Annotated in this window: 8 protein-coding genes; 4 read left to right on the top strand and 4 right to left on the bottom strand. The window is 61.1% G+C overall.

All coding sequences use genetic code 11. The features are described from left to right. Positions 1–307 precede the first annotated feature (307 nt). The 4 genes from WM2015_RS05725 to WM2015_RS05710 all read right to left on the bottom strand — a co-directional run bounded on the left by WM2015_RS05725 (position 308) and on the right by WM2015_RS05710 (position 6764). Positions 308–1495, bottom strand: a complete 1188-nt coding sequence (locus WM2015_RS05725) for a M56 family metallopeptidase (RefSeq protein WP_049725151.1) — start codon at positions 1493–1495, stop codon at positions 308–310. Beyond that, a complete protein-coding gene (locus WM2015_RS05720; protein WP_049725150.1) occupies positions 1492–1878 on the bottom strand; it encodes a BlaI/MecI/CopY family transcriptional regulator in 387 nt (128 codons plus the stop codon). Before WM2015_RS05720 ends, WM2015_RS05725 begins: the two co-directional genes overlap by 4 nt. Positions 1879–2173: 295 nt before the next feature. Beyond that, entirely contained in the window at positions 2174–3733 is a 1560-nt protein-coding gene (locus WM2015_RS05715; RefSeq protein ID WP_049725149.1) for a hypothetical protein, read from the bottom strand. A gap of 238 nt (positions 3734–3971) precedes the next feature. Then, positions 3972–6764 carry a bifunctional aconitate hydratase 2/2-methylisocitrate dehydratase gene (locus WM2015_RS05710; protein ID WP_049725148.1) on the bottom strand — a complete coding sequence of 931 codons (2793 nt, stop codon included), beginning with the start codon at positions 6762–6764 and terminating at the stop codon, positions 3972–3974. 568 nt (positions 6765–7332) lie between these two features. On the opposite strand from WM2015_RS05710, the gene WM2015_RS05705 reads away from it, so the two are divergent. The 4 genes from WM2015_RS05705 (at position 7333) to WM2015_RS05690 (ending at position 13462) form a co-directional block, all read left to right on the top strand. Next, positions 7333–8469, top strand: a complete 1137-nt coding sequence (locus WM2015_RS05705) for a DUF7453 family protein (protein ID WP_156200914.1) — start codon at positions 7333–7335, stop codon at positions 8467–8469. 627 nt (positions 8470–9096) lie between these two features. Next, complete coding sequence (locus tag WM2015_RS05700) at positions 9097–9897, top strand: DUF2797 domain-containing protein (RefSeq protein WP_049725146.1); 801 nt, start codon at positions 9097–9099, stop codon at positions 9895–9897. 134 nt (positions 9898–10031) lie between these two features. Next, complete coding sequence (locus WM2015_RS05695) at positions 10032–11000, top strand: Gfo/Idh/MocA family protein (RefSeq protein WP_169751107.1); 969 nt, start codon at positions 10032–10034, stop codon at positions 10998–11000. After that, positions 10997–13462: a tetratricopeptide repeat protein gene (locus WM2015_RS05690; RefSeq protein ID WP_049725144.1), complete on the top strand. Its 2466-nt coding sequence runs from the start codon at positions 10997–10999 to the stop codon at positions 13460–13462. The genes WM2015_RS05695 and WM2015_RS05690 overlap by 4 nt, the downstream gene beginning before the upstream one ends. The last annotated feature ends 482 nt before the right edge of the window (positions 13463–13944 follow it).

The raw sequence follows: 13944 nt of genomic DNA, 5'->3' as shown, positions 1-13944 counted from the left end.
ATCTGGTGCGAGGCGAATCAAGCATGCAAGGTCAATCGCAACCAGGATCGCGAGAATCGGTTCGAGCGCTCTTTGAACGTTTATAAGTAGTGGCGGCGATCGGGCACATCGTGAATTCGTGAACCATCACAGTGCACCCTCTCTCCTCGGATTGGTCTACTCGGAGCTCGCTTCCAGAGCGAAGGGCTGCTTAAGGACGATACCGCCGGTCTGGTACTGGATATCGGACGCCGGCGTGGCGCCCGATATCCAGAAGCGGATGATCCTCGATGGCCTAGCCAAACGCGAGGCCATCGCTGGCGGGCGGTCAGTCCAGCCGGAACTCCATGACTTGCGTGGCCCGACGCGCAATCGGCTGACCATCGAGCATGGCCGGCTCGAACTTCCACTGCGCGAGCGCACGAACGGCCGCGTCGTCGAAGACGCCATCGGGTGCGGAGTTCAGAATCTGGATCTGATCCACGGAGCCGTCGGTCCGGACACGGAATTCGAGTTGGACTTCACCTTCGATGCGCTCGTTGAACGCCGACACTGGATAGCGTGGATTGACAAGCTCTACCGCTCGCGGCTCGACCGACGCCAGGGGCTCGCCCGAGTCCCGAGAAATATCGGCGGCGGTGGCGCCCGATAGCGCCGCGATGAAACAAGCCAGGGCGATCCCGCCGGCACGGTGGGTTCTGGATGATCGATGAAGTGCGAGCATTTCAATTCTCCTACGTGTGGTTGGTTTTGAGGTCCAGGAAGAGACGGTGCCGCCGGGCAGGGTCGAATCGACGCTGGCGCGCAACAACTCACGGCCATAGCCCAGCCTTTCCTTCATATCCGCATCGGCCAATGCGTATTCATCGCAGCTCAGCTCCTGATCGGCGCGGAACGCACGCAGCGCGATCCAGATCAGCGGGTTGAACCAGAAGACGGCTCGAATCGCATAGGCCAGCAGATTGGCCAGATTGTCCCGGCGACGCGCGTGACACTGCTCGTGACGAATGATTCGATCCAGGCATGCCGCGTCCTGTCCGCGACCGAAGTCCACTGGCACGAGAAGAACGGGTCGGAACAGGCCGGCGACCGCTGGCGAGCGAACGCCATCCGTGCAGAACAGGGGCAGCCCTCGAGGAGGATCATCGGGGAGCCGCTGCGCGGATCGAACAAGCCTGTGAGCGCGAACAAGCTGAAGCAAAAGACCTACCGCGAGCACGGCAAGGCCGATAAGCCAGCCGGCAAACAGTACATTGCCCAACGCGCCAAGCGCGGCGCTTTCGCCTGTGGCCGACGTCACCGCCTGCACGGACGGCAGGCTAACGGCGGTCGTCGAGTTCGATCCTGGCAGCAGGAAGGCCAGTAACTGCACAGGGATAGAAAGCCAGAGCCCATAGGCGGCCATCGAACCAAGGCGCCGAGCCACGGGGACCCGCAACAACAGCACCAGCACGACCAGAACCGAGGCCCACAAGGTCGCCGTCAACAGGGCATCCAGGAAGCTCGCGGCGTTCACTGACCACCCCCACGTTTCTCGAACTCGTCCAGCACGGCGCGCAGCTCGTCCAGATCCTCTCGGGAAATGGCTTCGTCTTCGGCGAAGGCGGCAACCAGTGGCGCGACACGACCTCGGAAAAGGGTCTCCACCAGACCTCGGCTCTTCGATCGCACGTACTCATCTCGGGAGATGCACGCCTCGTACTGGTAGCTACGACCTTCGCCCTCGCGCCGCAGCATGCCCTTCTTGACCAGGCGGCCGATCAGGGTGTGTACCGTCTTCGGCGACCAGTCTTCGTTCTGCATGACCGCAGTGACGATTTCGGCCGACGTTCTGGGAGAGGAAGCCCAGACGGCCTCCATGATCAGGCGTTCGGATTCGGTGATCGGATACTCGGGCATGACTCGGCTCTGGATTACATCTGTAGTCAATATATCCTACAAACGTAATACATGCAAGCCCCGGATCGACGAGCACCCCGGAATCGGGCCCCGCGGCCATCCATGGAGAGTGCGACAAGAGGGCGCTGAGCCCCTGAAGTCGGGGCCTCCTGAGTACTCTGTAAACCATCAGCCGCAGCATGCGGAAAGAGCGACTGGGGAATGCCGTCAGGCGTGGATGAAGGCACCCTCGCCTCAATTCTGCATCAGCGTGGAATCGAGTAATCCAGTCTGTGCTCGTCTTGGTTCGCTGGGACTAGGGCTCTGGTTCGAAACGGTCCCAGAACAAGGCGTCGACGGGCATCATCGTGAAACGGAATCCATTGGTGGCGGAGAAAAGCCAGTGAGGACGCTCGGACACCGGGACACTGCCGTCATCGTCGATATTGGTAATGTGGAAGGAGTGCTGATTCCAACTCGTCGGCGAGGCTGCCCAGGATCCGGTGGTGCTGCTGAACACTCGAACACCGGTGTTCTTCTGGCCTGCGCAGGTCAAGGAAGAGTAGTTATTGCTCGGGACCACGATATCGGCGCTTCCGTCGGCATCGACATCAGCGATCACCGGACTTTCCCACAGCGTTCCATTCGTGTTGCAGGCAGCCAGAACCTTGAAGCCGGTGGATCCATCGAACACCGCGAATTCGGTCTCGTCGGCATGGACCAGCTCCGCCCTCCCGTTACCGAGAAAGTCGAAGGCGACGGCCCCGCTCTGTGCCGAGGAACAATCCTGGATCGGCGTCGACCACAGCGCCGTGTTTTCGTTGACGACCTGGCTGTCCATCAGCAATGCGCCACTGAAAACCGCGAGCACCGGCCCCGAAGAGACGCCCACATCGGGCAGACCATCACCGTTGAAGTCCGCGACCACAGGCGAGCCCCCGCCACGCAGGCAGCCAAAGGAGTTCGGATTGGCGATGCAGCAGGGGTTCGGATCGACGCCCACATGGAGATCCACGCCCGAACGGATGATTTCGAAGTTGTCGGGGTTGTCGGCCAGTCGCCAGATCGTCATCGTATGGCTCTGTTCGTCGACGGCAATGATCTCGGGCACGCCGTCCAGGTCGAGATCGGCGACGGCACCATGCGATCCGGCGACACCGCTATCCACGATGAGGTTTCCCGTCGCATCGTAGGCCGCGCCCGGAGTCACCACCTCCAGGCTGTTGTCACCATCGACATCGACCGCCATCACCTGCCTGGGGCCGGTGATCGTCAAGGGCGCCTCGAGCGAGCCGTTGACCCCATCGAGAACCCCTCCAAGGGTGATGACTTCGACGTCACCGTCCTGATCGAGGTCAGCGATGGCCGGCGCCACCAGTTGGGGGGCAAGCGGGTTGCTCAGCCAGAGCTCCACGCCGGCAGATGTGTAGGCCCGGATCCTTCCATCGCGGGTCACGGTCAGAATCTCGTTGCCCGGCAGCCCGTCGATATTGCCGGCTGCGATCTGACGTGCGGGCCAGTCCGGCGACGAGGTCAGGCTGACGCTTAACTTCGGCTCGAGCTTGCCGTTGGAGACGCTCACGGCGCGCAGGGTCGCGGCGGTGCCGGTGTTGTTGTTGTAGTCACTGCCGTTGAAGGTGATGAAGACAATGTCCGGCACGTCGTTCCGGTCGACCACGCCATCCGTATTGTCATCGTCGAGTTGGGTGACGATCGGACTCATCATGACGCTGTCGGTTGAGCCGCCCACATTCCCCCAGGAATAGGCTTCGACCGCATCGAAGGATGGCCCGCCGGCGAGAGCCGCTCCGGACCAGACTGCGGCGAGCAAGGCCAGGGCCGCAGCCCGCTTGCCGAGTGAATGAAGTTGGTTCATCGCGTCCTCCCCTTGGGCCCCGAGCTCAGAATTCGCTGAGTATAAGCCTTGCTCGAGCGTGGACACCAGTCCTGGGGCACCCACACTCTTCGCCACCATGATGGCTGTGGCTGTCACGCTTTTGCCTGGCAAAGGCATGATTGTCCGCACATCGCTTTGTCAGCGAAACAAAAAGGGGCGCTCGCGAGGAGTGCCCCTTTTGCGTGGCGGACGCGCCGCGACAGGTCAGATCGCAGGCTCAGAAGTGCACGGACTTCGGATCCAGCGGCTTCTGCTTCGGCGGCGCGAACTTGGTCAGGTCGATGCCTTCGACGGCCTTGATGTATTCCTCCAGCGTCGGCGTGCGGCCGAGGATGGCCGACAGGACCACCACCGGTGTCGAGGCGAGCAGTGATTCGCCGGTCTTGTCTTCGGAGTCTTCGACGACGCGGCCCTTGAACAGGCGGGTCGAGGTGGCCAGCACCGTATCGCCCTTGGCGGCCTTTTCCTGGTTGCCCATGCACAGGTTGCAGCCCGGGCGTTCCAGGTAGAGGATGTTTTCATACTCCGTGCGCGCCTGGCTCTTGGGTGCGTTGTCGTCGAACTCGAAACCCGAGTACTTCTGCAGCACGTCCCAGTCGCCTTCGGCCTTCAGTTCGTCGATGATGTTGTAGGTCGGCGCAGCGACGACCAGCGGGGCCTTGAAGGTCACTTCGCCCTTCTCCTTCTCGAGGTTGCGCAGCATCTGGGCGACGATCTTCATGTCACCCTTGTGGACCATGCAGGAGCCGACGAAGCCGAGGTCGACCTTCTTCTCTGCTTTATAGAAAGAAATCGGTCGAATCGTGTCGTGGGTGTAACGCTTGGAGACGTCCGGGTTGTGCACGTCCGGGTCGGCGATCATCGGCTCGACGATCTGGTCCAGGTCGATGACGACTTCGGCAAAGTACTTCGCGTTGTCGTCCGGACGCAGCGCCGGCACGGCGCCCGAGCGGATTTCCTCGATGCGCTGGTTGGCGCGATCGATCAGGCCCTGGAGCATCCGCTTGTCGTTGTCCATGCCGGCGTCGATCATGCCCTGGATGCGCGACTTGGCAAGCTCCAGGGACTGGATCAGCGTGTCGTCTTCGGAGATACAGACCGAGGCCTTGGCCTTCATCTCGGCGGTCCAGTCGGTGAAGGTAAAGGCCTGATCGGCCAGCAGCGTGCCGATGTGGACTTCGATGACGCGGCCCTGGAAGACGTTCTCGCCGAAGGCCTTGAGCATCTGCATTTGAGTCGCATGGACAACGTCACGGAAGTCCATGTGGTCTGCCATCTTGCCCTTGAAGGTGACCTTGACCGATTCCGGAATCGGCATCGAGGCCTCACCGGTGGCCAGGGCCAGGGCGACGGTGCCGGAGTCGGCGCCGAAGGCCACGCCCTTGGACATGCGCGTGTGCGAGTCACCACCGATGATGATCGACCAATCGTCGACGGTGATGTCGTTGAGCACCTTGTGGATGACATCGGTCAGCGGGTGGTACTCGCCGTTCGGATCACGCGCCGTGATCAGGCCGAACTTGTTCATGAAGGCCATCAGCTTCGGCGTGTTCTTTTGTGCCTTCAGGTCCCAGACCGAGGCCGTGTGGCAACCCGACTGGAAGGCGCCGTCGACGGTCGGCGAGATCACCGTGGCCGCCATGGCCTCGAGTTCCTGCGAGGTCATCAGGCCGGTCGTGTCCTGCGAACCGACGATATTGACCTTGACGCGGACGTCGGAACCGGCGTGCAGGACCTGGCCCTCGGGGACGCCCAGGGCGTTCTTGTTGAAGATCTTCTCGACGGCGGTCAGGCCCTGACCTTCGTGGCTGACCAGGCGCGACGGGGCGAACACGGCCGGTGCTTCGATGCCCAGCACGTCGGCGGCCAGGGTCTGCAGCTTCTTGCCGAAGACCACGGCGTAGGAGCCGCCGGCGCGCATGAATTCCATCTTGCGATCGGTGAAGGCGGTGCTGATGTCGGCCAGTTCCGTCTCGCCGCTCTCGTCATAGAGCTTCTTGGTTTTCGAATTGATCGTCAGCACGGTGCCGGTGGCGACCGAGTAGACCTCCTCCAGGACCGGGTTGCCGTCGGCGTCCAGCACCGGTTTGCCGTCGGCGTCGGTCTTGCGGGCCCAGTTGCGCAGGTCCAGGCCAATGCCGCCGGTCACATCGACGGTGGTCAGAAAGATCGGCGAGATGCCGTAGGTGCCGGCGACGACCGGAGCGATGTTGACGAAGGGCACGTAGGGGCTGGCCTGCTTGCCGGTCCACAGGGCGACGTTGTTGACGCCGGACATGCGCGAGGAGCCAACGCCCATGGTGCCCTTCTCGGCGATCAGCATCACGCGCTTGTCCGGATGCTGGGCCTGGAGGGCCTGAATCTCGGCCTGGGCTTCCGGGGAGATCATGCACTTGCCGTGCAGTTCACGGTCGGAGCGCGAGTGGGCCTGGTTGCCCGGCGAGAGCAGGTCGGTGGAAATGTCGCCTTCCGCGGCGATGTAGGTCACGACCTTGATTTCCTCGTCGACCTCGGGCAGTCGGGTGAAGAACTCGGCCTTGGCGTAGCTTTCGAGGATGTCGGTGGCAACGGTGTTGCCGGCGGCATGGGCCGCCTCGAGGCGGTCCGTGTCCGCTTCGTACAGGAAAACCTGCGTCTTGAGCACCTCGGCGGCCTTCTGCGCGAGCTCGGCGTTTTCGCCCAGGGCCAGGTCCAGCAGCACCTCGACCGAGGGGCCACCCTTCATATGGGACAGCAGTTCGAAGGCGAAATCGACGGAAATTTCCTCGACCTCGGCGTCACCGAGAATGATGGCCTTCAGGAACTTCGCCTTCTCACCTGCGGCCGAGGTCGTGCCTGGCAGGGTGTTGTAGATGAAGAACTGCAGCGAGTCGGCCCGGTGCTCGTGGTTCGGGTCCTTGATCTGCTCGATGATTTCGAGGGTCAGGGCCCCGTCATCGATCGGCTTGGGGTGCAGGCCTTCGAGTTTGCGTTTTTCGATCTCGGCGAGGTAGTCGGTGTACAGGCTCATCGGTTTCCAGGGCTCCTCGAAAAGGGCATGAATTCAGCAGGTTAGGGTGCCGATGCGCGCCGCTACGCCGCATCGAACGGTTACCCCCCCATTATAGCTTTACGCGCTCGCCCGTGCCGGCGCGATGGCTTCGACCTTGGTCGTGGGGTGACGCGCTTGCCTTGCCAGCAGCTGAGCACCGGGAGACTGTTCAACGAGACCCATGGCTGTGGCTTGAAGGCCGCGTCCCCCATCGGCGACGGTGGAACGGTCTCATCGAGTTCCCGGGGTTCCGGTCGAGGCGTCCATCCCATCACCTATGCATCGACAACAACTCTCTGCCGCCAGGATCCATCGTGGCTCTCTTGTCGCAAACCCCACTCATGGCTCGATTGGCCTTGAAACGCAGCAGGTTTCCCTTCGCGCCCGCGGACACGAACTGCCGTGATTTCGAATCGCCGACCATGAGGTATAGTGCATTCAGAGGCCTGAATCGCCGCTTCAAGTCTTTATGAGAATCAATCATTGGCAACACGGCATATCATCCTGAGCCACATGGGCTCATTCGAATAACGAAGAGGTAGAAACCATGCGGCCACGCCTGCTCATGCTTGGGCTGATCTCAACGTTCGGACTGGCCTCAGCAGTCCTGGCGCAGTCAGCCGACTATCGTTTCGTCAGGGTGACGCCGTTCGAGCCGCTGGATACGCCAGTGCCCACCAGCATCTATGGACCCCCGTCGCTCAATGATATGGGTTCAGTGGCCTTTACCACACAGCGCGGGACGGACCGAGCCGTGGTCATTTCCGATGGAAGCACTTTGACCACAATCGCAGATACCGCAGGTCCCTTCACAGCATTCGCTCAACCAGCGCTCAACGAATCCAGCCAGGTGTCATTCCGATTGATCCTCGATGCCGGACCGGACGCGGTCGCTTTTGGCTCGGCGGGTTCGATATCGACCATCGCAGCGGCAAATTCACCCTATGACGCTTTCGGCAACGTCACATCAATCAACAATCAAGGCACGGTGGCGTTCTTCGCCGACATCGGCCCCAACGGCTCGACCATCATGACCTACGATGGCAGCGCGTTTTCCGCGATCGAGGATGAAACCGGTCCCTTTGGATTCTTCGGGGCAGCGGACATCAATTCAGGTGGCCAGGTCGCGTACCTGGCCGTTGCCGACGAAATTGTCGACGGCGTCCGGCTTCGTGCGCTCAGATTCTTTGACGGATCCTCGGCTTCAACCATTGCAGACAACAGCGGGGTCTTCAGCAGCATTGGCGGCATCTCACTCAACGACTCGGGTGAGATTGCCTATGTCGGAAATCGCGGCCTCGAGGGGAATGAGCTTTATCTCTTCGACGGCCTGTCTTCGCAGCTCATCGCCACTGGCGCCGGACCAATTGCCCAGTTCGGCACTCCAGCGCTGAACGACGCCGGCCTTATCGCCTTCTCCGCGGCGCTGGACGATGGTCGAAGCACGATCAATGTCTGGCAAGAGGGGACGATCAGGGAGATCGTCGGAACCGGTGATACCCTCGAGGGGAAAACGATCATCAGCCCGTCCAGCGGGCTTGGCTTCGTTCGAGGCGGGCTCAATGACAAAGGCGCGATCGCCTTTCTGGCCGTATTCACCGACGAGACGAGTGCCATCTATCGAGCAGACCCCGTCGAAGTCTTCAGCGACCGCTTCGAATTGAACGAAGTAGCGAGAAATTAACCCGGCAACCATTTAGATCGCATTCAGCCGCGCTGTGCCTGACGAGGGCAAGGCACGCGCAACGGCTTCGCTACAGGGCTTCATTCCCGATGGGCAAGTCGCCCTTGCGCTCTCGCCTGCGCTGGAACGCCGCTGTAGTCGTTCTACAGCAAGTTTCGCTAACGCCGTCCATCGTCAGGCACAGCGCGGCCTATCATTTGGATTCAACGAGTTAGGGGCACCAGGAATGGCCCGACTCTGCGTTCTCGCTCTTGCCAAGGGAACGACCCTTGCCGGCGAGCGACGCCTTGATTCGCGCCATTCCTGATGCCCTGAATGCGATCTAAATGGTTGCCGGGTTAATAGCAGCCAATTGACTCAATGTGCACTGGCCGGTCGAAGGCCCCTGATCCACCGACTGCCTCACACTCACTGCGAGCGCTTGCCACGCGGCCGCTTCATTCGCAGACGAAAAGCCCTAAGCGCTCTGAAGCGTTCGAAACAGGATCTCCACGGTCGCCACAGATCGATACTCCATGCCCCAATGGCAAGTATCATGCCTGCCGAGCCTCGCATCCTTCGATATCCGAATCCTTCGTCCTACAATCATTCAGCTACGGCAACCGGCACACAACCCAGGCAACTCCCATGAGCATAAACGCAGCCATCTCCGGAAACCTGAGAAAAATGCAGACCCGACTCGGGGAGGTCGCGCAGTACACGCTGATGCTGGGCGGGGTACCCATCGACATGAATGCCAGGATCGGCGAGGTCATTTCCCTGCGCTTCGACGGGACCATCAACTGCATCGCCTGCGGCCGGGAAACCAAGAAATCCTTCGGCCAGGGTTTCTGCTATCCCTGTTTTCGCGATGCGCCCGAGGCCAGCGAGTGCATCATTCGCCCGGAACTCTGTCGCGCCCACGAAGGCGAGGCCCGGGACATGGCCTGGGCCGAAAAACACTGCCTGGTCGAACAGATCGTCTATCTCGCGCGAAGCTCGGCGATCAAGGTCGGCATCACCCGCGCCTCGCAGATGCCCACCCGGTGGATCGACCAGGGCGCAACCGATGCCATCGTCTTTGCCCGGGTTCCCAATCGCTACACGGCCGGTCTCGTCGAGGTCGCGATGAAAGACCACCTGACCGACCGCACGAACTGGCAGCGCATGCTGAAGAACGAGATCATCGATGCGGATCTCATGGCGACCAAGGCGTCACTGGTCGACAAGTTGGCACCCGAGCTTCAGCAATACATCGATACGGATGACACGGTCTGCACGATCAAATACCCCGTCGAGCGCTATCCGGAGAAGGTCAAAAGCGTCGGCTTCGACAAGCAGCCGAAAATCGAAGGCCGCCTCGCCGGCATCAAGGGCCAGTACCTGATCTTCGACGACAACCGCGTGCTCAATATCCGCAAGCACAACGGGTATCGGATTGAAATGTAGCCAAGGGGTCTGATCGGGGACCCCAAAGATCCTGAGTCCTGGCCACGAGTGGTTTGGAGAATCGTGGCTGTCCTCGCCCTGCAGATCACAACCCCTATAATGGATTCCGGCGCAACGACGGAGGCCTTCAAAAAGTGCGATTGGCCATCATCGGCATCGGACATGTGGCAGCTCACCAGATCCGAGCCCTCGAGAACGTAGAGGGTGTGACGCTGACGGCGGCGCATGATCGAGACTCCGCTCGAGCCACGGAGCTTCCCGCTGGAGTTCAGTTCTTCGAAAGTCTGGAGGCTTTACTCACGGCCGACATGGCTGACCTGTTCCTCGTATCCACGCCTAGTGACACGCATGTCGAGATGGCTCGCAGTGTCGTGGCTGCTGGCCACGGAGTCGTGGTCGAAAAGCCCGCCTGCCTTGACCGCTCCGAGCTCGAAACCCTAAGAGCCCTGGGCGATAAGGCTTTCGTCCACGTGGCATTACATGCGGCTTTCGCTCCCGAGCTTTTGTGGTGGCGTGGCAACGCCGAGACGTATGAGCTCGGACCGCTGTATGGCTTCGACTGTGGCTTCTATGATCCCTACATTCGCGCTGGTCGCCTGGAAGACCGGGCCACTGGGCTCCTTGGTGCCTGGTCGGACAGCGGCATCAACGCGCTCAGCGCCATATCTCGAATATTGTCACCCGAACACCTCCTACTCGACACCGCTCGCATGAGTCGCTTGCCGCAAATTGGCTGCCGAGAGATTCAGGGGAGCGCCCTGTTTTCATTCGATATAGATGGAATTCACGGTCACGGCATCATCGACACAAACTGGACCCTGGGGCTCGACCAGAAGACCACTCGACTGTGGTATCACCAAGGCGAGGCGCTCCTGCACCATTCCGAACGAAGGATTTCGCTGCGCACAAACGGCGCCTGGACGATAATCAAGGACTTCTCCAGCCCCGCGCCACGGCTGGAGCAGCACTACGAGGAGCTTTTTCGCGACCTCTTGACTTCCTATAAGCAGGGCGCTTCAAACCTCGATTTCGCTCTGTCATTACACGACAAGTTCATCGCGGCCATGGAGAAGGACGTCAGCACAACGAGGGCGAAACAATGACCTTGAGTCGAATCAAGGCTCACGCTCAAGCCCAGGCCGTTCGCCGGTTCACCAACCGAGAGAGCGCCAAGACCGCATTCTCCAAAGCGCTGGAATCCTGCCTGCAGGAACGCAATCAACTGCGCCTTTTGATGTTCTACGGGCTGGGAGGCATCGGCAAGAGCAGCCTTTTGAAGCACCTTCGTGAAAAGGCTCGCATCAACGGCGATACTCCCACAGCGGCGATCGACCTGGAGGCCGCCCACTACAGCTCGCAACTGGATTACTTGCTTGACATCCGCCGCCAACTCAAGGTGGATGCCCCCCTGTTCGACTATGCCGTCGCGCGCTTCATTACCGTTAGCGGCCGCACCCTCAAGGAGATCGACCAAACTTGGGTACCAGCCGACAGCTTGCTCTACGACCTGCAGGAGGTCGCTTGCGACATGATCGAAGTCGTGGCCCCTGCCCGACTGGTAAGCCGACTCTGGGCGCGTCTGAACCAGGAACGAAAGAAGCGCCTTGGGGCACTGCGCGAAGCTTTCATCGCAATCGACGAGCTGGAAGACGAGGCGCTGGCGGAGCACCTTCCCTATTATCTGGGCCAGGCGCTGGAGGCATCCAACGACAAGACACGATCGTCGCTCGTGGTCTTCGTGGATTCACTCGAATGCCTGAGTTCCCGAAGATACTACCGTTTGACGAAGGAAGCGCCCGACGCCTGGCTGCGAGAGCTGATCGCATCCACTGGCACGGGCCTTTGGGTCATCGCCGGGCGTAACCGAATTACCTGGTCGGATGATCAGCCAGAGTGGGACGACTTTCTGGATCAGCATTTGGTGGGCCCCCTGGACGATGCCGATGCCGACGGATTCCTGAAGGGCATTCCGATCAAGGATAAGTCGATTCGCCAAGCGATCGTGCGGACCGCCAAGGGTGTCCCCCTGTACCTCGATCTCTGCGCAAGCACGTTCATCATGCGAAGCAGCAACGGCGAACCCCTTCGTGCCAGCGACTTCGAGGTTCCCGAACAGGAAGTCATCCGCCGTTTCCTTGCTCACCTGGAACCTGAGCAACGCGAGGCGGTGCGCACTCTTTCCCTTGTCCGCGTGTTCGACCGGGGCCTGTTCAGCGCCCTCAATCGCGCACTGAACATCGGGATCCCGGACACCCTCTTTGAAGCATTCTGCGGCACTGCTTACATCGCTCCCGCACGGGAAAATGACCCGGAGCTGCATTCAGTGCATCGGCTGGTGCGCAGCTATGTCGCACCTCGGGTCGACAAGATCACCCGCACTACTGTCGCTGAAGTTCTGATCACCGAAGCCGCAGCGGCTATGGCTGCCGCGGATGAAGCGCGAAGCATCCGCTTGCTCGGAGAATTCGTTCGAATCGGAGTTCAAGCAGAAGTCAGTGAGTCCGACACCATGCGCCTGGCTCTCCTCGACACGGCAACAGGCTTGATCGACCGGGGCCATTGGGTTGCCGTCGAAGATGCTCTGTCGATACTGGCCGAAGGCACGTCATCCAGCTCCTCCATGGCGGTGGCATTGGCATTTCTTCGCGGATTGTGTGCCCGCAAGCGTGGCGCCTTGAATGAAGCTGTGGGCCACTACGCGACTGCCGAGGAAAGCGCCTTTCGACTCGGACGCTATCAACCGCTGCTGGAATACCATATGGCCCACGCCCGGCACCTGAACGGAGAATACGAGGCCGCTTGGCCTGTCTACGAACGACTATCCAGGCCGACCGAGGACCGTCCGGCGGCCGTCATGTGCTTGGCAAAACGCCAGCGCGCAGATCTGGCGATGCTGCGGGGAGATTTCCGAGTCGCCATGCAGGCGTTCGACGGACTGATCGGGGTCATGCCCAGCGACCCGCTCTGGGATGCGGAGACCCATCGCTTTCGCGGGCACGTTCGCCGATTCAATTTTCATCTGGATGAGGCCGAAGCCTGCTACGCAGAGGCCCGGCGTATTGCCGAATCCATGGGCGCCGACGCCATGCTTGGAAAGATACTCACCAATCTGGCCGAGACTCGCTGCTGGTGCCGTCCGCTGGATGCCCTGGCCGACGCCGATGCGGCTATTGAACTGAACCGCGAGGTGAAGGCACCCATCGAGGTTGGCAAAGCGCTGGCGGCGAAAGCCGTCGCCCTCGCACGTAACGGCCAACCGGATCTGGGCCTCGCCGCCGCTCGGGAATCGCTTGCCTGTCAGCAGAAGACCGGCTATCGGGCAGGCACCCTGTTCGCCCGACTTGCCGAGGGCATCAGCCACGCAGCCGCAGGCAATCGAGCGGGCGTGGAATCAGCGCTCGCGATCATAGAACGGGAGTCCAGGATCCTCACCGTTTATGGCTTTCTCGCCCAACCCTTGCGTCAGATCCTCGCCGGCCCCGCTGATTGCCTCCCTTCCGAATATGCCTGGCTTGGTCCCGACACGGCGACCCGCATGGTGGCTGCCCTGCCCCTGCTCCGCTAATGGACCATCCGGCAGCTGGGTGACACTCGGCCCTTACCAGGCACCGAAAGCCATACCTCCTGTCCGTCGGCCTGGCCGGGGCATTGATGGCCAAGGCCGCTGAAATGGGACAGCATTGCAAGAATCGGAGCAGTTGCGGCTTCCGCAGCATGCGGAACGAGCGACTGCGGAATGCCTGCAGGCTTGGGAACCTCTGAATAACTCTGCGCGGGCGCGAAGGCGTCTTTGCGGGCTCAGCAGGCGTGGCTTCGGCGAGCGTGGTTTGGTCACTCCAAATAAGCGAGTCGAAACACGTCGGATGGCCCGCAAAGGCCCTTCCCGTCTGGGTTTCGCCGGAAAAGCCGCACCTCGCATGTTGCGCCACTCGGCCGTAGCTACGGCTACTGTCACTCGCGTCGCACCACACGATCTGCGGCTTTTCCGACGGAAACGCGCTCCGTGCAGAGTTATTCAGAGGTTCCCTTGGCTGAAGGGCGTCAATG

The organism is Wenzhouxiangella marina, from assembly GCF_001187785.1.
GTDB classification, from domain to species: domain Bacteria; phylum Pseudomonadota; class Gammaproteobacteria; order Xanthomonadales; family Wenzhouxiangellaceae; genus Wenzhouxiangella; species Wenzhouxiangella marina.
This window is presented reverse-complemented; position numbering and strand designations above follow the sequence as displayed.

Bases quoted from the DNA above. Each gene is read 5' to 3' on its own strand.
- WM2015_RS05700 (WP_049725146.1), top strand. From the start codon at position 9,097: ATGAGCATAAACGCAGCCATCTCCGGAAACCTGAGAAAAATGCAGACC.
- WM2015_RS05715 (WP_049725149.1), bottom strand. From the start codon at position 3,733: ATGAACCAACTTCATTCACTCGGCAAGCGGGCTGCGGCCCTGGCCTTG.
- WM2015_RS05720 (WP_049725150.1), bottom strand. From the start codon at position 1,878: ATGCCCGAGTATCCGATCACCGAATCCGAACGCCTGATCATGGAGGCC.
- WM2015_RS05710 (WP_049725148.1), bottom strand. From the start codon at position 6,764: ATGAGCCTGTACACCGACTACCTCGCCGAGATCGAAAAACGCAAACTC.
- WM2015_RS05690 (WP_049725144.1), top strand. From the start codon at position 10,997: ATGACCTTGAGTCGAATCAAGGCTCACGCTCAAGCCCAGGCCGTTCGC.
- WM2015_RS05705 (WP_156200914.1), top strand. From the start codon at position 7,333: ATGCGGCCACGCCTGCTCATGCTTGGGCTGATCTCAACGTTCGGACTG.